The organism is Streptomyces sp. NPDC111656 (assembly GCF_055656965.1).
In genome coordinates this window covers 1,131,824-1,149,160 of record NZ_JBVKCA010000001.1, presented here as the reverse complement: position 1 = coordinate 1,149,160, position 17,337 = coordinate 1,131,824, and the positions used below count along the sequence as shown (strand labels likewise).

At 71.2% G+C, this 17,337-nt stretch carries 17 protein-coding genes; 9 read left to right on the top strand and 8 right to left on the bottom strand.

The window, feature by feature from the left end:
* Positions 1–369: 369 nt before the first annotated feature.
* The gene (locus tag ACZ7M3_RS05300; RefSeq protein ID WP_472060897.1) at positions 370–1,263 is read right to left on the bottom strand and encodes a crotonase/enoyl-CoA hydratase family protein; all 894 of its coding nucleotides are present in this window, start codon (positions 1,261–1,263) and stop codon (positions 370–372) included.
* A gap of 90 nt (positions 1,264–1,353) precedes the next feature.
* On the opposite strand from ACZ7M3_RS05300, the gene ACZ7M3_RS05295 reads away from it, so the two are divergent.
* From ACZ7M3_RS05295 to ACZ7M3_RS05285, 3 genes are read left to right on the top strand one after another with little or no spacing between them, the layout of a single operon-like run.
* Positions 1,354–2,154: an enoyl-CoA hydratase/isomerase family protein gene (locus ACZ7M3_RS05295; RefSeq protein ID WP_472060895.1), complete on the top strand. Its 801-nt coding sequence runs from the start codon at positions 1,354–1,356 to the stop codon at positions 2,152–2,154.
* Between the two features lie 4 nt (positions 2,155–2,158).
* Positions 2,159–3,301, top strand: coding sequence for an acyl-CoA dehydrogenase family protein (locus ACZ7M3_RS05290; RefSeq protein ID WP_472060893.1), 1,143 nt, complete (start codon positions 2,159–2,161; stop codon positions 3,299–3,301).
* Positions 3,298–4,320 (top strand): TIGR03617 family F420-dependent LLM class oxidoreductase, encoded by a 1,023-nt coding sequence (locus ACZ7M3_RS05285; protein ID WP_472060891.1) that lies wholly within the window; start codon positions 3,298–3,300, stop codon positions 4,318–4,320. The genes ACZ7M3_RS05290 and ACZ7M3_RS05285 overlap by 4 nt, the downstream gene beginning before the upstream one ends.
* 7 nt (positions 4,321–4,327) lie before the next feature.
* Here ACZ7M3_RS05285 and ACZ7M3_RS05280 read toward each other — a convergent pair whose 3' ends face one another.
* From ACZ7M3_RS05280 to ACZ7M3_RS05260, 5 genes are all read right to left on the bottom strand, one after another.
* A complete protein-coding gene (locus ACZ7M3_RS05280) occupies positions 4,328–5,086 on the bottom strand; it encodes a FadR/GntR family transcriptional regulator (RefSeq protein WP_472060889.1) in 759 nt (252 codons plus the stop codon).
* Positions 5,087–5,091: 5 nt separating this feature from the next.
* The gene (locus ACZ7M3_RS05275; RefSeq protein ID WP_472060888.1) at positions 5,092–5,493 is read right to left on the bottom strand and encodes a Zn-ribbon domain-containing OB-fold protein; all 402 of its coding nucleotides are present in this window, start codon (positions 5,491–5,493) and stop codon (positions 5,092–5,094) included.
* The gene (locus ACZ7M3_RS05270; protein WP_472060886.1) at positions 5,490–6,641 is read right to left on the bottom strand and encodes a thiolase family protein; all 1,152 of its coding nucleotides are present in this window, start codon (positions 6,639–6,641) and stop codon (positions 5,490–5,492) included. The genes ACZ7M3_RS05275 and ACZ7M3_RS05270 overlap by 4 nt, the downstream gene beginning before the upstream one ends.
* Before the next feature lie 4 nt (positions 6,642–6,645).
* Positions 6,646–8,220 carry an AMP-binding protein gene (locus ACZ7M3_RS05265; RefSeq protein WP_472060884.1) on the bottom strand — a complete coding sequence of 525 codons (1,575 nt, stop codon included), beginning with the start codon at positions 8,218–8,220 and terminating at the stop codon, positions 6,646–6,648.
* Between the two features lie 143 nt (positions 8,221–8,363).
* Positions 8,364–9,506 (bottom strand): acyl-CoA dehydrogenase family protein, encoded by a 1,143-nt coding sequence (locus tag ACZ7M3_RS05260; protein ID WP_472060882.1) that lies wholly within the window; start codon positions 9,504–9,506, stop codon positions 8,364–8,366.
* A gap of 85 nt (positions 9,507–9,591) precedes the next feature.
* On the opposite strand from ACZ7M3_RS05260, the gene ACZ7M3_RS05255 reads away from it, so the two are divergent.
* Genes ACZ7M3_RS05255 through ACZ7M3_RS05230 form a run of 6 tightly spaced genes read left to right on the top strand, consistent with a single transcriptional unit; the run spans position 9,592 to position 14,936 of the window.
* On the top strand, positions 9,592–10,347 hold the full coding sequence (locus tag ACZ7M3_RS05255; RefSeq protein WP_472060880.1) for an SDR family NAD(P)-dependent oxidoreductase: 756 nt from the start codon (positions 9,592–9,594) through the stop codon (positions 10,345–10,347).
* Position 10,348: 1 nt separating this feature from the next.
* The gene (locus ACZ7M3_RS05250; protein ID WP_472060878.1) at positions 10,349–11,128 is read left to right on the top strand and encodes an enoyl-CoA hydratase/isomerase family protein; all 780 of its coding nucleotides are present in this window, start codon (positions 10,349–10,351) and stop codon (positions 11,126–11,128) included.
* A 30-nt stretch (positions 11,129–11,158) separates the two neighbouring features.
* On the top strand, positions 11,159–12,325 hold the full coding sequence (locus ACZ7M3_RS05245; protein ID WP_472060876.1) for a CaiB/BaiF CoA transferase family protein: 1,167 nt from the start codon (positions 11,159–11,161) through the stop codon (positions 12,323–12,325).
* A gap of 3 nt (positions 12,326–12,328) precedes the next feature.
* A complete protein-coding gene (locus ACZ7M3_RS05240) occupies positions 12,329–13,240 on the top strand; it encodes an SDR family NAD(P)-dependent oxidoreductase (protein WP_472060875.1) in 912 nt (303 codons plus the stop codon).
* The gene (locus ACZ7M3_RS05235; RefSeq protein WP_472060873.1) at positions 13,237–13,755 is read left to right on the top strand and encodes a DoxX family protein; all 519 of its coding nucleotides are present in this window, start codon (positions 13,237–13,239) and stop codon (positions 13,753–13,755) included. Before ACZ7M3_RS05240 ends, ACZ7M3_RS05235 begins: the two co-directional genes overlap by 4 nt.
* A 23-nt stretch (positions 13,756–13,778) precedes the next feature.
* Positions 13,779–14,936, top strand: coding sequence for an acyl-CoA dehydrogenase family protein (locus ACZ7M3_RS05230; protein WP_472060871.1), 1,158 nt, complete (start codon positions 13,779–13,781; stop codon positions 14,934–14,936).
* Positions 14,937–14,995: 59 nt separating this feature from the next.
* Here ACZ7M3_RS05230 and ACZ7M3_RS05225 read toward each other — a convergent pair whose 3' ends face one another.
* Together ACZ7M3_RS05225 and ACZ7M3_RS05220 are read right to left on the bottom strand one after the other, a co-directional pair.
* Entirely contained in the window at positions 14,996–16,111 is a 1,116-nt protein-coding gene (locus tag ACZ7M3_RS05225; protein ID WP_472060869.1) for an acyl-CoA dehydrogenase family protein, read from the bottom strand.
* Positions 16,108–17,328, bottom strand: coding sequence for an acyl-CoA dehydrogenase family protein (locus tag ACZ7M3_RS05220; protein ID WP_472060867.1), 1,221 nt, complete (start codon positions 17,326–17,328; stop codon positions 16,108–16,110). The genes ACZ7M3_RS05225 and ACZ7M3_RS05220 overlap by 4 nt, the downstream gene beginning before the upstream one ends.
* Positions 17,329–17,337 lie beyond the last annotated feature (9 nt).

Here is a 17,337-nt window from a genome sequence, read left to right as displayed (position 1 = left end):
GCAGTGGTCGCGAGGGGGCTTCGGGGTCGGCCAAGGTGATACGACGGCTGCCCTCGACAGCGGGCTCAGGACATGGCCGAGAACGATGACGCCGAGTTCGCGTTCCTCGTCGGGCTCACCGCGAGCAGCCCGGGGCGGATCGCCTGGCGCAGGAAGGCACAGGCGGTGCCCAAGGAGTCCGATACCGGCGGCGAGGGCCTGTTCGCGGAGTGGCTCAGGCCGCGGCGCCGTCGGGATGCGCAACGCCCCTTCCGCCCCCCGGAGTTCGGAGCCGCCGACCGCCCGGCGCCGAACCCTGCGCGCAACGCGGCCGTTCGGCGCGGGCGCAGCCCACCGACCCGGCGTCCCGCACGATCTGGTCGGACGCCGTCACCTGTCCCCTTCTTCCGGTGACGTCGGATCTCCGAAGGGCCGGAACTCCTCCTCCCGCCACCAGGGGTAGACAGCCGGCATGTCCTTGCTGACCTGGCCCGGGAACTCGGGGGGCCGTTTGGCGAGGAAGGACTCGACGCCCTCCACCGGGTCCGGGCCGCCGCCGATCTGACCCATGATCCGCGAGTCGAGCCGGTGCGCGGTCATCGGGTGGGGCTCGCCCAGCATGCGCCACATCATCTGGCGGGAGAGGGCCACCGAGATCGCCGAGGTGTTCGCGGCGATCTCACGGGCGAGTTCGTGCGCCGCGGGCAGCAGTGCCTCCGGCGGATGGACGGAGCGCACCAGCCCGGCCGACAGGGCCTCGTCGGGGCCGAAGACGCGGCCGGTCGCCACCCACTCCATCGCCCGCTGCATCCCCACCGCCCGCGGCAGGAACCAGCTCGCCGCGGACTCCGGCACGATGCCACGGCGCGCGAAGACGAAGCCGAACCTCGCCGAGGTCGAGGCCAGCCGGATGTCCATGGGCAGGGTCATGCTGGCGCCGACACCCGCCGCCGGTCCGTTGATCGCCGCGATGACCGGTTTGGTGCTGGCGAAGATCCGCAGCGCGACCCGACCCCCGGTGTCCCGGTGCCCGGTGCCCGCCGCGCGGTGGTCGAAGGACGACCCGCCGGAGCTGACGTCGGCGCCCGCGCAGAAGCCCCGCCCGGCTCCGGTCACCACGATCACCCGTACGTCGTCGTCGGCGTCGGCCGCGTCCAGGACGTCGAGCAGGTCGCCCATCATCCGGGGGTTGAAGGCGTTCAGCTTCTCGGGCCGGTTGAGCGTGACGGTGAGGATCCGGTCCGTCACCTCGGCCCGCACGGTCTCGTACTCCTGCTCCGGCATGCGCGTCCTCCGTCGGGCTCGTCACTCCGCGACCTGGTTCTCATAAAGCTCAATTAGTTATAGCATTCAACTCTACTGAACTGTTCCTGGATGGTGGCGGTGGAGATGACGGATCTGGTGGTGACGGCCGTCGGGCCGGTCCGGCTGATCGAGCTGAACCGGCCGGACCAGCTCAACGCGATGAGCGAGGAGCTGCACTCCGGCCTCGCGTCGGTCTGGGACACGGTCGCCGACGACCCGGAGGCACGGGTGATCGTGCTCACCGGACGGGGAAGGGCGTTCAGCGCCGGCGGCAACTTCGACATCATGACCCGGGTCCAGCGCGACCCCGTCTTCCGGCAGCGGAACGTGGACGAGGCCCGGCGGATCATCACCGGCCTTGTCCGCTGCCCGCTGCCGGTGATCGCCGCGGTCAACGGGCCCGCCGTGGGCCTCGGCTGCAGCCTGGCCCTGCTGAGCGACCTGGTGCTGATCGCCGACGACGCCTACGTGGCCGACCCGCATGTCCAGGTCGGTCTCGTCGCAGGCGACGGCGGCGCTCTCGTCCTGCCCCTGCTCGTCGGTCCGACCCGGGCGAAGGAACTCCTGTTCCTGGGCGACCGGGTGAGCGCCGAGGACGCGGTCCGGCTCGGCCTCGCCAACCGCGTCGTACCGAAGGACAAGCTCATGGACGAGGCCATGGACCTGGCCGGACGGCTGGCCGCCCTGCCCGCGCGGGCCTTGCGCGGGACCAAGCAGGCGGTGAACCTGCACCTGGAGCAGGCCATGGCCGCCGTACTGGAGCCCGCGCTGCTCGCCGAGCGGGACAGCATGCACGACCCGGAGCACATCGCCGCGGTGGAGAAGATCACCGCCTCGCGCGGGCGTCGCCGAGCCGGTGCGGAGGGCTGAGGTAATGGACTTCGCGTTCAGTGACGAGCAGGAGGAACTGCGGCGCACGGTACGGGCGTTCCTCGCAAACACCTCGCCCGAGACCGAGACGCGGCGGTTGATGGAGACGCCGGAGGGCTTCGACCGGGCGCTGTGGCGCCGGATGGGGGCGGAACTCGGACTTCAGGGGCTGGCCGTCCCCGAGGCGTACGGCGGTGCCGGATGCGGGCCGGTCGAAGTGGGCGTGGTCATGGAGGAGATGGGCCGGGCGCTGGTGTGCGCGCCCTTCCTCGCCTCGGCCGTGCTGGCGACGACCACGCTGCTGCGCTGCGCGGACGAGGACGCCCGTAAGCGTCTGCTGCCCGGCCTGGCCTCCGGTGAACTCGTCGGGACGCTGGCCCTGACCGAGGACTCGGGCAGCTGGGAGGCAACAAGGGTTCAGCTCAACGCCCGTGAATCGACAGGGCGTTGGCTGCTCACGGGGCACAAGATGTTCGTGCTCGACGGCGCCACCGCCGATGTCGTCCTCACCGTCGCCCGTGCCGACGACGGCATCGGTGTGTTCTGGGTGGACGGCGACGCGGACGGACTGGACCGCACTCCCGTGCCCACGATGGACCCGACCCGCCGGCAGGCCCGCCTCGACTATCACGACGTACCGGCGACCCGGTTGCGTACGCACGGCGGCGGCTGGGACCTGGTGTCCGAGGTACTGGACCAGGCCGCGGTGGCGCTCGCCGCCGAGCAGGTCGGGGTGGCCTCCCGCGCGCTGGACATGGCGGTGGAGTACGCCAAGGTGCGGCAGCAGTTCGGGCGGCCCATCGGTTCCTTCCAGGCCGTGAAGCATCTCCTCGCCGACGTCCTGCTGGAGGTGGAGTCGGCACGTGCCGCCGCGCACTACGCACTGCTCGCCGCCGAGGTCGACGACCCGGAGCTGCCCGCGGCGGCGAGCCTGGCCAAGGCGTTCTGCTCCGACGCCTGCCTCCAGGCGACGGCGGAGAACATCCAGGTGCACGGCGGCATCGGCTTCACCTGGGAGCACCCGGCCCACCTGTATCTCAAGCGGGCCAAGACGTCACAACTCCTGTTCGGGGACCCTGCGTACCACCGCGAACTGCTCGCGCGGCGCATCGGGTTGGACGCTGTCACGGTGGAGGGAACGGCATGAAGGTCGACGGCAAGCTCAATGTGTGGGGCACCTCGGAGGTCGTGGCGGAGGCCCGGCACCACGAGAAGGCGGGCTACGACGGTCTGTGGGCCTCGGAGTCCCAGCACGACCCGTTCCTGCCGCTGCTTCTCGCGGCCGAGCACACCGACCGGCTGGAGGTCGGTACGGCAATCGCGGTGGCGTTCGCCCGCTCCCCCATGCAACTCGCCTACACCGCACACGACTTGCAGGCCTACGCCGGCGGGCGCTTCTCGCTCGGCATCGGCAGCCAGATCAAACCGCACATCGAGCGGCGCTTCGCCATGCCGTGGAGCCGACCCGCCGCCCGCATGCGGGAGTACGTGAGCGCGCTGCACGCCATCTGGGCCGCCTGGAACGAGGGCGAGAAGCTCGACTTCCGCGGCGACTTCTACACGCACACGCTCATGTCTCCCTTCTTCTCACCCCCGCCCGCTCCGGGCGGCGCGCCGAAGGTCTTCGTGGCCGCGGTCGGGGAGGCGATGACCCGGGTGGCGGGCGAGGTCGCCGACGGCCTCCTGGCGCACGGTTTCACCACCGAGCGGTATCTGCGGGAGGTGACCCTCCCGACCGTCGAGGCGGGCCTGGACCGGACCGGTCGCACGCGCGGTGACTTCTCCGTCTCCCATCTGCTGCTCACCGCGACCGGCCGCACCGAGGAGGAACTGGCCCGCGCGATCGACGGCACCCGCCGCCAGATCGCCTTCTACGGCAGCACCCCCGCCTATCGCGGCGTCCTGGAACTGCACGGCTGGGGCGAACTCGGCGACGAGCTGAACACGCTGTCGAAGTCGTCCCGCGAGGACAAGTGGGAGGCGATGGGCGGGCTCGTCGACGACGAGGTCCTGCACAGCTTCGCGGTCGTCGCGGAGCCGGACCGGGTGGCGGCGGAGATCACCCGCCGGTACGGCACTCTGGTGGACCGGGTCTCCTTCTACACCGCTTACGAGATCGACGCCGAGGTGTGGGAGCCGATCGTTCGGGAGTTGCACGGGAGTTGACGGTACGTCAGCCCAGCAGGTCCAGGACCGTGGTCATGGACCTGCTCTGCAGCAGGTAGTCCTCCGCCTCCTGGAGGTGGACGCGCCACAGCTCCTCGGCCGCCTCGGCGCGGCGCCCGGCCACCAGATCGACGAGCGCGCCGTGGGCCCGGAAGCCCCGGCGGTTGGCCCGGATGTTCTCGGGGCTGCCGGCGTCGAGGTCAACGTGGGACCAGTTCGCCTGGTCGATGATGTGCCGGACCATGCCGTTGAGGACGCTCAGCGTCTCGTTGCCCGCGAGTTCGACGACGAGGGCGTGGAACTCCATGTGGGCGCGGATGAACGCCGAGGGGTCGTCCATGAGCCCCTCGGCCTCGGCGACGGAGGCCCGCAGCCGCTCCAGGTCCCGGTCCGTGCGGCGCTCGGCAAGCAGACCGGCGCACGGTGCCTCGATGACCGTACGGGCGTCGTAGACATCCTTGAGGGTCGTACCGCGGTATTCGAGGACCAATCCCGCGTAGCGGGCCGCGACCGTGCCCTCCGGGACCTGGACCCGCGCCCCGCCCCGGGCGCCCCGGCGCACGCTGATCAGCGACTCGGACTCCAGGACGCGGAACGCCTCGCGCAGGGTCGGCCGGGAGACGGCGAACTCCGCCATCAGGGCCGTCTCGGCGGGCAGCGCCTCCCCCGCGGCCAGTTCGCCGCGCACGATCTTGCGGCGCAGCTGTGCCGCCACCAGCTCGGCCATCTTGGGGACCCGTACCGGCGTGTTCGTCACGGCATCCATCTCCTTCAGTCGGCCGGAACCGGTACGAAGTACGGCAGGGTGATCTCGTCGGTCAGGGGCCGGAAGTCCACGCGCACCCGCATGCCGACGAGCACGCTGTCCGGGTCTCCCGCATCGACGTGGGACAGCAGTGCGCCGCCCTCGTCCAGGTCGATCACGGCCAGCGCGAAGGGCGTCGCGAAGCCCGGGCCGGGTGCACGGTGCACCACGGTCACCGAGTACACGGTGCCCCGGCCGGCACTGGGCACGTACCGCCAGTCCGCCGACATGCAGCCGGGGCAAGCGGGTTCAGGGACGAAGAAGCGCAGGCCGCAGCCCGGGCAGTACGGGACGACCAGGTCACCGCGCCAGGCCGCGTCCCAGAACGGCCGGGACAGCGCGGTGGGCACGGGCACGGGGCGGCTCATCGCATCCTCCCCAGCACGCTCATCTCGTAGTGCTGCGCACCGGAGCCCGCGTTGCCGACGACCGCCAGCTCCGCGCCCTCGACCTGGTGGACGGCCGTGCCGCGCAACTGCCGTACCGCCTCGACGACTTTGAGGGTCATCTGCTGGGTTCCGTTCCACGCGTATGCCAGGCAGCCGCCGTCGGGATTGACGGGGTGCTTGCCGCCGACGGCGATGGCACCGCTGGCGGCCAGGGGTCCTCCCTCCCCTTCGTCGCACAGCCCGAGGATCTCCAACTGGCGGATGATCTCGAAGGAGTTGGGATCGTAGAGGGAGAAGACGTCCACGTCGTGCGGGCTCACGCCGGCCATGGCATAGGCACGGCCGGCCGCGTCCCGGCCGAGCCGGCCGACCTCCCGGTACAGCGCGGGATTGGCGTACGCGGCCTGGTGGTACTCCATGCCGCCGCCGAGCACCGCGACGGGCGGCTGCGGGAGGTCCCGGGCCCGTTCGGCGGTCGTCACGACGAGCGCGGCGCCCCCCTCGCCGACGATGCAGCAGTCCAGCAGGTGGAACGGTGTGGCCACCATGCGGGAGGCCAGCACGTCGTCGGCGGTGTACGGGCCGCGGCCGTACATCATCGCCTCCGGGTTGGTGGTGCCGTTGTTGCGAACGGTGGCGGCGACCTCGGCGAGCTGGCGGGAGGTCGTCCCGTACTGGTGCATGTGCCGGGCCGCCACCAGCGCGAACTGGGCGACGACATAGCTGCCCCAGACGTCGGCGAACTCCAGCGGCACCCCGGCGCCGACGGGACCCGCACCGCGCGAGACCAGCTTGCAGCCACCGACCACGACGGTGTCGGCGAACCCCGCCCGTACCGCCGCGGCGGCCTTCAGCAGGCCCCGCGAGCCGGCGTTGTCGAGCATCGAGTCGCTGGTCCAGCGCAGGTCCCGGCCGAGCATCCGGGCCCAGGAACTGCCCTCGCCGGGTACGCCGCCCGGGCCGGGCCAGTCGACCTGGGCGCCGTCGACGTCCCCGGGGGTCAGCCCGGCGTCCTCGATCGCGCCGCGCACCGCTTCGAGGGCGAGGCCCATCGCGTCGCGGTGCGGAAGGGACAGGGCCTGCTCGGTGGCGTGCACACCGACGACGACGGGCCGGCGGTCGTTCACCGCGTCACCGTCCCGCGCCGAGCGTGTCGCCACCGGGATAGCCGCCACCGCCGAAGCGCTCGTCGAGCGCCTCGTAGTCCTTGCCGAAGTCCTTGGTGCGCGGCAGCGCCTCGACGAACTCCACCGTCTTCGGTTTCTTGTACGAGGCGATCCGCGCCCGGCAGTGTTCGATGACGTCCGCCGCCGAGAGCGGCGCGGCGCCCTGGTGCAGCGCGACGACCGCCTTGACGTCCTGCGCCCAGCGCTCGTTCGGGATGCCGATGACGGCGGCCTCCTTCACCGCCGGGTGGGCCTCGATGCAGTTCTCCACCTCGGCCGGGAAGATGTTCTCGGCCGCCGACTTGAGCATGCGGGTCGTGGTCCCGAGGAAGCTGATCGTGCCGTCGGGCTCGCGCCGGCCGAGGTCGGTGGTGTGCCACCAGCCGAAGCGGAAGCGTTCCTCGTTGATCTCGGGGCGGTTCCAGTACCCGAGGTGCACCAGGTCGCCGCGGACGCAGATCTCCCCGGCCTGCCCGACCGCGCACTCCTCGCCGGTGCCGTCCAGGATGCGTACGGCGGTGAAGGGACCCGGCCGTCCCGCGTTGCCGGTGCCCGTGCCGCCGTAGGCTCCGGTGACGGCGAAGCCGGTCACCTCGGTCTGGCCGTAGCCGCGGCCCTCGCCGCCGCCGTTGCGGGTGAAGCGGCTGGTGTCGGTGGGCACGGTTCCCTGCCACAGAGGAGCAGCGACGCTGGCGCGCAGGTCCGAGAGGTCGTGGCCCGCTTCCCTGTTCAGGGCCACGAGTCGCGCGATGGTCGGCGGCATCAGGTACGCGTGTGTGCACCGCTCCGCCGCCAGCAGCGGGAGCAGTTCCTCGGCGACCACGCGGCGGACGACGACGTTCTTGCCGCCGTGCACGAAGGCCGGGACGCCCCAGAACTGGTAGTTGCCGATGTGGAACATCGGTCCGGCGCCGAGGAAGGCGGTCTCGGTGCCGATGTCCCCCATCCAGGCGGCGCTCGCGCCCATGGCGAGGAGGTTGCGGTGCGAGAGCATCGAGCCGGACTGGCGTCCGGAGATCGCCGCGGTGTAGATGACCAGGAGCGCGGAGTCCGGGTCGACGTCGGCGTCCGGGTCCTCGGCCGGGCCGGAGGCCAGGAAAGACTCGTACGAGCCGGGGCCCTCGGCATCGTGTCGCAGCCACAACGCCCGGTGGTCGCTGCCCAGTTCGGCCCGGGCCTTGGCGACCGTGTCGCCGATCTCCTCGTCCTGCCATACCACGACCCGGGGGTCGAAGTCCTCGACCGCGAACGCCATTTCGGGGGCGGCCCAGCGCCAGTAGCCGGGACAGACCATGGCGCCGATCTTCGCGGCGGCCCCGAGCAGCTCCCAGATGCGGAAGGAGTTCTGCCCCAGCCACAGGACACGGTCGCCGGGGCCCACCCCGGCAGCCCGGAGGGCCTGGGCGAGGCGGTTGGTGCGCTCATCCAACTGCGGCCAGGTGAGGCGGACTTCGCCGTCGACGAGGGCGACGTCGTCGGGGAAGGACCTTCGGTGTTCACGGACGAGGTCGCCGAACGTCAGGCGGCGGGCGGAAAGCATGCTCTTGGCTCCCAGGGCTTCGGAAGTTCGCAAGGCGGCGGTCGGCCGCGGCCGACACCGACACCCTTCATCCAGCTTAAATAGCTAACCTATTTATCCAAGGTAGTCAATGAGGGGCACACCACACGCATCGGCGTGCGGACTCACAGCCCCAGCGACCGCCCGATGATCTCCTGCATGATCTCCGAGGTCCCGCCGAACACCCGCTGCACCCGGCTGTCGCGCCAGATCCGGGCGATCTCGTACTCGTTGACGTAGCCGTAACCGCCGAACAGCTGCATGCAGCGGTCGATGACCTGCCAGCCGGTCTCCGAGGTCCAGTACTTCGCGGCCGCGGCCTCCTCGGCCGTCAACTCGCCCTGGAACAGGGCCATCGTGCAGCCGTCCACGTAGACCCGGGCAGCGCCCAGCTTGGCCTTGATGTCGGCGAGGGCGAACCGGTTAGCCTGGAACTCCCCGATCGGCTGCCCGAAGGCCGTACGGGTCTTGGCGTAGTCCAGCGCCAGCTCGTAGGCCCGCTCGGCGGCGGCCAGCGAGGAGACGGCGATGGCCAGGCGCTCGGTCGGAAGGTTGCCCATCATGTGATAGAAACCGCGGTTCTCCTGCCCGAGGAGGTTCTCGGCGGGGACGCGGACCTCGTGGAAGAAGAGTTCGGCGGTGTCCTGTGCCTTCATCCCGACCTTGTCGAGCTTCCGCCCGCGCTCGAAGCCCGATGCGTCGCGCTCGACGACGATCAGGCTGATGCCCTTGTGCCCGGCCTCGGGGTCGGTCTTGCAGGCCACGATGACCAGGTCGGCCAGGATGCCGTTGGTGATGAAGGTCTTGGAGCCGTCGACGACCCACTCGTCGCCGTCGCGGCGGGCGGTGGTGCGGATGGCCTTGAGGTCGGATCCGGCGGCCGGCTCGGACAGGGCGAGCGCGCAGATCTTCTCGCCACTGGTCACTCCGGGCAGCCAACGGGCCTTCTGCTCAGAGGTCGTGAGGTGCATCAGGTAGGGCGGGACGACGTCGTTCTGAAGCCCGAGCCCGATGCCGACCGAGCTGGTGGCCGCCATCTCCTCCGCCATGATGGCGTTGTAGCGGAAGTCCCAGATTCCCTGGCCGCCGTACTCCTCCGGGAACTGCCAGCCGATGAGCCCGGCCTTGCCCGCGGCCGCCCATGCGGCGCGGCTCACCTGCCCGTCGCGCTCCCACTGCTCGGTGTACGGGGCGCATTCCCGCAGGTAGTAGGCGCGGGCGGTCTCCCGGAACAGCTCGTGCTCCTCGGTGAAGATCGTACGGCGCATGCTGGACTCCGATCAGACATCTCGCTTATTTAGCTGAAGTAGTTATACGATAGCGCTGTATCGGCAGCCGGGCGAGGGAGGGCGCGTGAGCGTACGGGACAAGGTGGCGCTCGTCACCGGAGCGGGCCGTGGCATCGGCGAGGCGATCGCCGACCGACTCGCCGCCCAGAGGGCCGCGGTCGCCGTCTGCGATCTGGACACGGAGGCCGCCGCCAAGGTCGCGGCCGGGCTCACCGAACGGCACGGCGTCCGCGCCATGGGAGTCGGTGCGGACATCTCCGACAGCGCGGCCGTACGAGCCGCCGTGGAGCGCGTGAGCGCCGAACTCGGCCCGGTGGACGTCCTGGTGAACAACGCGGCCGTCGATGTGATCGGCCGGTTCGTCGACAGCACCGAGGAGTCCTGGGACCGGATCATCGCCGTCAATCTGCGCGGCACCATCACCACGACGCGGGTCGTGCTCGACTCGATGATCGAGAGCGGCGGCGGTCGGATCGTCCTCGTCGCCTCGGACGCCGGGCGGGTCGGCTCGTCCGGCGAGGTCGTGTACTCCGCGACGAAGGGCGGGGTCATCGCATTCGGCAAGGCCCTGGCCCGCGAGGTCGCCCGGCACGGGATCACCGTGAACAGTGTCTGCCCGGGTCCGACCGAGACCGCGTTGCTCGGTCAGGTCGCCGAGTACAGCCAGAAGATGTACGACGCGACCGTGCGGGCGATCCCGCTACGGCGCGTGGCCCAGCCGGGCGAGATCGCCGGTGTCGTGGCCTTCTTCGCGTCCGACGACGCCGCCTACATGACCGGGCAGACGCTCTCGGTCAGCGGCGGACTCACGATGGTCTGAGGTGAGCACCGTGCTGCGTGTCGAACTCCGGGACAGAATCGCCGTGTTGACCCTCAACCGGCCGGATCGGCTCAATGCCATCGGGTCCGAGACCGTGGACCGGCTCACCCAGGCACTGAAGGACGTACGCGACAACGACGACGTACGCGCCCTGGTCGTGGCCGGGGCGGGCCAGGCCTTCTCGGCCGGGGCCGACATCGGTGAGATCGAATCGTTCACGGCGCCCTGGCAGTTCCATGATTTCGTCGAGCGGCTGAGCGACGCGTACACGCTGCTGGAGGACTTTCCCAAGCCCTCGGTCGCGGCCGTCCACGGGTTCGCCTTCGGGGGCGGTCTGGAGCTGGCGCTCGCCTGCGACCTGCGGGTGGCGGAGCGCGGAGCGCGGCTCGGCCTGCCCGAGATGAAACTCGGCGTCCTGCCGGGCGCGGGCGGCACGCAGCGGTTGCCTCGTCTGGTGCCGCCCGCGATCGCCAAGCAGATGATCCTCACCGGCGAACCGGTCGGCGCTGAGCGGGCGCGCACGCTCGGGCTGGTCAATGAACTGGCCGAGCCCGGCGAGGTGTTGAGCGCCGCCGAGGCACTGGCCGCCCGGCTGGCGGACGGCGCCCCGCTGGCACTCGCGGCGGGCAAGCGACTCATCGACCACGGCCTGGGGATGGATCTGAAGGCGGCGATCTCGTACGAACGCGAGACCGTCTCGGTGCTGTTCTCCACCGAGGACCGGGCCGAGGGACTGAAGGCCTTCCGGGAGCGCCGCCCCGGCGACTTCCACGGCGTGTAGCAGGCGCCCCGACAGATGTGGAGGTGGGCCGTGCGGCCACTGGAGGGCATTTCGGCAGTGGAACTGGGCATGTGGGTGGCGGCACCGGCCGCGGCCACCATGCTCGCGGACTGGGGCGCGGACGTGGTCAAGGTGGAGGCGCCGACCGGCGACCCCAACCGCTACACGCTCCGGCACGTCGGGCAGGACATCGACAGCGCGCCCCCGTTCGAGACGGACAACCGCGGCAAGCGCGGGATCGTCCTCGATCTGCGGTCGGAGGAGGGCAAGGACGTACTGGAGCGGCTGTTGGAGCGCGCCGACGTCTTCGTCACCAACCTCCGGCCAGGGGCTCTGGAGCGGCTGCGTCTGGCCCCGGACGAGCTGCGCGCCCGCCATCCCCGCCTGGTCGTCGGCACACTGACGGGCTACGGCTGGACGGGAGCGGAGCGCGACCGTGCCGGGTACGACGTCTCGGCCTTTTGGGCTCGGCCCGGCATCGCCGCCATGCTCAACCCGGCCGGGGAGCCTCCACCCGGCATCCGGCCCGGACTCGGTGACCGTACGGCCGCAGCCAACCTGGTGGCAGGTGTGCTGGCCGCGCTGCTGCGCCGCGAACGCACCGGCGAGGGCGGCGTGGTGGACGTCTCGCTGCTACGGTCCGGCACCTACGCCAACGGAAACGACCTCGCCCTGCAGAACTTCTTCGGCCGACGTGGCCGTACCCGCCACCGCACCGAACACGAGTCCCCGCTCTACAACTGCTACCGGACCGCCGACGACCGCTGGTTCTGGCTGGTCGGTCTGGAGGGCAACCGGCACTGGCCCGGGGTCGTCAAGGCACTGGGGCGGGAGGACCTCGGGACGGACGAGCGGTTCGCGACCGGCACTGCACGGCGTGGGCACGTCAGCGAGCTGATCTCCGTGTTCGACGAGGAGTTCGCGAAGCGACCGCTGGACGAGTGGGCGCAGCGGTTCGACGCCGAGGGCGTGTGGTGGGCGCCGGTACAGACCCTGGCCGAGGTGTCGGCCGATCCGCAGGCCGAGGCGGTCGGCGCGTTCGTCGAACAGCCCGGCATGGGCGAGGCGCCGCCGCTGCGGACGGTGGCCACGCCCGTCGCCTTCTGGGGTGTCGACGACAAACCGCGCGGCGGCGCGCCCACGCTCGGCGAGCACACCGACGAAGTACTCCGCGAACTCGACATACCCGGGAGGTAGCAGGTGGGCATCCTCGACGACAAGGTCGCCATCGTGACCGGCGGTGGCAGGGGGCTCGGCCGGGCGCACTGCCTGGCGCTCGCCGAGGCCGGTGCGATCGTGGTGGTGAACGACCTCGGCTCCGGCGTGCACGGGGAGAAGACCGGCGACTCCCCCGCCGACGAGGTCGTCGCCGAGATCGCCGAGCTCGGCGGGCAGGCGGTCGCCAACCACTCCTCGGTGACGGACTGGGTGGAGACCGAGACCATGGTCGCGGACACGGTCGCGGAGTTCGGGCGTCTCGACATCGTCGTGAACAACGCGGGGATCGTGCGCGACCGCATGCTGTTCTCGATGACCGAGGCCGAGTTCGACGCCGTGATCGCGGTCCACCTCAAGGGCACCTTCGCGCTCACCCGGCATGCGTGCGCCTACTGGCGCGAGGCCTCGAAGCGGGGTGAGCGGGTCGCCGGCCGCATCATCAACACGACCTCCGGTACCGGCCTGTTCGGCAACCAGGGGCAGTCCAACTACGGTGCCGCGAAGGCCGGGACGGCCGGGCTCACCGTCCTCACCGCTCTGGAGATGCGCAAGTACGGCGTCACCGCGAACGCCATCTCGCCGATCGCCGCCACCCGGATGACGGACGGGCTGTCGGTCGGAGCGTCACTCCAGGCGGTCGACGGTTTCGACCCGCGGGACCCCGCCAACGCCTCCGGAGTCGTCGTCTACCTGGCCTCCGACAGCGCGGCCTGGCTGACCGGTCAGGTCCTGCGCATCGAGGGCAACCGGCTCAACCGGCTACAGGGCTGGACCGTCGCCGGCGTCCACCCCAGCGAGTCAGGCAAGGCCCTCACCTACGACGAACTCGTTGACGCCGTACCGCAGTTGTACGGCGTCGCCCCTGCGGGACGGGCCACCGGAGTCGGCCAGTGACGTCCCGGGGCCACGATGTCGCCGCGCTCGTCCTGCGCGCGACGCTCGGCCCGATGCTCTTCGCGCACGGCTGGAACAAGGTCGCCGGGCCTGGCGGGCTCAAGGGCACGACGGGCTGGTTCGAGGCACTCGGTCTGCGGCCCGCCGGGGTGCACGCCGCGATGGCCGCCGGCACCGAGATGGCGGCCGGCGTGGGGATCGCGCTCGGCGCGGCCAACCCCCTGCCGGCCGCGGCTGCCGTCGGTTTGATGACCGTGGCAGCCCGCACCGACCACCGCGGCAAGGGCTTCTTCGTCTTCAAGGGCGGCTGGGAGTACGTCGGCGTGGTGGGCGGCGCGGCCGTCGCGCTGGCGGCGTTGGGCAACGGAAGGTACTCGCTCGACCGGCTGCTGGGCCGCCAACGTGCGGGAGCGTGGCCCGCGTTGTTGGCGGCGGGGATCGGCACGGCGAGCGCGGCGGCACTGCTGGCCATATGCCACCGGCCCGACGAGAAGCCCGACGAGACGGATCAGTGAACACGATCGGCAAGGGAGTCGACATGGACGCGGCTGACTTCAGCGCGGTGCTGTCCGAGGTCCGGCGTTTCGTGCGCGAGCGCGTCGTGCCGCTGGAGGCGGAGATCGACGAGAAGGACGAAATGCCCGCGGACATCCGCGAGGCGGCCAGGAAGATGGGCCTGTTCGGCTTCGCTCTGCCCGAGGAGTACGGCGGGCTGGGACTGTCGATGTACGAGGAAGCCCAGTTGATGTTCGAGCTGGGGTACACCACCCCGGCCCTGCGCTCGATGTTCGGGACGAACAACGGCATCGCCGGGCATGTCCTGATGGTCGGCGGCACGGAGGAGCAGAAGGCGGAGTGGCTGCCGAGGATCGCCTCGGGTGACGTACTGGCGTCGTTCGCGCTCACCGAGGCTGAGGCGGGTTCCGATCCCTCGACCCTCACCACGAGGGCACACCTGGACGGCGATGCCTGGGCGATCAACGGTGCCAAGCGGTACATCACCAACGCCCCGCTCGCCGACGTCTTCATGGTGTTCGCCCGCACCGACCCCGGCGCCCCGCGCACCCGCGGCATCTCGACCTTCCTGGTCCCGGCGGGCACCCCGGGCCTGACCGTGGCGCCCAAGGACCACAAGATGGGCCAGTTCGGCGCCTGGACCGCGGACGTGTACTTCGACGACGTACGTGTACCGGCCTCCGCCCTCGTCGGCGGCGAGGCCGGCCTGAACCGGGGCTTCGCCACGGCGATGGGCTGCATCGCGCACGGCCGGGTGCACATCTCGTCCCTGTGCGTGGGCATGGCCGAGCGGCTGGTCGACGAGTCGGTTGCGTACGCGCGCACGCGCCGCCAGTCCGGCAGACTCATCGGCTCCTTCCAGCTCGTACAGGGCCTGATCGCCGACTCCATGACGGACTACTACGCCGGCCGCGCCACGGTCCTGGAGGCCGCCCGGGCGTTCGACGCCGGGACGGACACCAAGATCGGGCCGTCCTGTACGAAGTACTTCGCCAGCGAGATGGTGTGGCGGGTCGCCGACCGTGCGGTCCAGGTCCACGGCGGGGCCGGCTATATGCGCGGGGTCGCCGTCGAGCGCTTCTACCGCGACGCCCGGCTGTTCCGTATCTACGAGGGGACGAGCCAGATCCAGCAGGTCATCATCGCGAAGGCGCTGCTCGGCGAGGCGGCCCGGGGCTGACCGGCATCGACGGCGAAGGCCCCGGGGAAGAACCCGGGGCCTTCGCCGTCGTGATCTCTTCAGATCCCGAGACGGTCCAGCAGCCGCTCGTGGTACACGGCGGGACCGCCGAACAGCAGCTGCGACGACTTGGCGCGCCGGAAGTAGAGGTGGGCCGGGTGCTCCCAGGTGAAGCCGACGCCGCCGTGGACCTGGATGTTCTCCATCGCCGCGAACATGTACGCCCGTGAGCAGCACGCGTGTGCCACGGCCGCGGCGACGGGGAACTCCACGGAGGCCTCGTCGGCCAGTCGCGCGGCCTCCCGGGACGCGGCCTCGGCCAGTTCCACCTGGACGAGCATGTCCGCGCACTTGTGCTTGACGGCCTGGAAGGAGCCGATCGGCCGGCCGAACTGGTGCCGGGTGCGGGCGTGTTCGGCGCTCGCCTCCAGACATTTGCGTGCCCCGCCGGACTGTTCGGCGGCGAGTGCGACCGACGCGACGTCGAGGACCTTGGCCATGGTCCGTCCGCCCGTCCCGTCCGCACCGACGAGCGTCGCGGGCACCGCGTCGAACGTCAGCCGGGCCATCGCCCGGGTGGCGTCGAGGGTCTCCATGGGTTCGGCAGCCAGACCCGGGGCGTTCCGGTCCACGGCGAAGAGCGAGGGGCCGGCGACGGTGCGGGCGACGACAAGGACCAGATCGGCGGTCGTGCCGTCGATGACGAAGGACTTGCGGCCGCTCAGCTTCCAGGCGTCGGCACCGTCCGGCACGGCGCGCGCGGAGATCAGGGCGGGGTCCCAGGATCCGCTGTCCTCGGCCACCGCGAGGGCGGCCGTCGTCCCGCCGGCCGCGATGCCCGGGAGGTGACGTGCGCAGGCGTCCCGGTCGCCGGAGGCGAGCAGTGCCTGGGCCGCGAGCACGACGGTCGCGAAGAAGGGGGCGCACAGCAGGGCGCGGCCCATCTCCTCCAGTACGATGCCGAGTTCGACCGGGCCGAAGCCGTCGCCGCCGTACTCCTCCGGGATCACCAGGCCGGGCAGCCGCAGTTGCTCGGCCGCCTGTGCCCAGACCGCCGGGTCGAAGCGCGGCTCGTTCTCCATCAGCTTGCGGACGGCTTCCTCGGGTGACTTGGCCTCCAGGAACTCCCGTACGGAGGACCGCAGTTCCCGCAGTCCGGTCTCGTCAGCGGTCATGACCGCACCTCCTTGGGCAGTCCGAGGACGCGTTCCGCGAGGATGTTCTTCATGATCTCCTCGGTGCCGCCGAGGATGCGCAACGCCGGGGTGGCGAGGAGGAGTTCGGACCAGGCGTAGGTGCCCCACTGCCCGGTGTCGGCGATGATCCGGGGTCCGAGCACGTCGGACACGAAGTGTGCGGCGCGAGTGAGGTTCTGGCCGTACATCAGCTTCGAGACGGACATCCCGGGCCCCGGCGCCACGCCGGCGCGCAGACTGCGCAGGGCGCGGGTGTTGAGATGCTGCGTGGCCAGAGCGTCCACCAGGAGTTCCGCGAGCCGGGCACGCAGGGCGCGGTCGTCCCAGGTCCAGGTGGCGCGCATCAGGGCCGAGAGGTGGTCCGGGGACAGCGCGGCGGCCACCGGGCCCACGCCCTCGCTGCCGACGGTCGCGCGCTCGTTCATCAAGGTGGTCAGGGCGACCGTCCAGCCACCGTCGACCTCGCCGAGGCGGTGGTCGTCGGGGATGCGGACGTCGGTGAGGAAGACCTCGTTGAAGTCGGCGCCGCCGGTCATCTGCCGCAGCGGCCTGACCTCGACTCCCGGGGCGTTCATCGGGACAAGGAAGGCCGTGATTCCGCGGTGTTTGGGCACGTCCGGGCTCGTGCGGGTGAGCGCGAGGCCGATCTGGCTGTGCTGGGCGACCGAGGTCCACACCTTCTGGCCGTTGAGCACCCACTCGTCGCCCTCCGGGACCGCCCGGGTGGCCACGCTCGCCAGGTCGGATCCCGCGCCGGGTTCGCTGAACAGCTGGCAGGCGATGGCGTCGCCGCGGTACATCGCGGGCAACCACCGGTCCTTCAGGGCGGATTGGGCGTGGGCGAGGATCGTCGGTCCGATCATGCCGAGGCCGATCACGCTGAGCACGCCGGTGTCGGCGACGTCGTACTCGGACTCGACGGCGTCGTAGAGCAGGTCGTGGACGGGGGTCAGGCCCCGGCCGCCGTACTCCACCGGGCCCGTGATCCAGCCGAAGCCGTTCTCGTGGCGGACGCGCTGCCAGTCGCGCGCCCGCCGCACGTGCTCCCGTTCCGCCTCGGGCGGGAGGCTGCTGAAGTACGCGATCGAATCGTCGCCCTCCCCCCAGGTGAGGGCGGTACGGTCGGGTGCCTTGGCCGCGTGGGCGTCGAGGAAGGCGCGCGCCTCGGCCGCGAAGTCCTGCATGTCGTCTGCCATGTCCGCTCT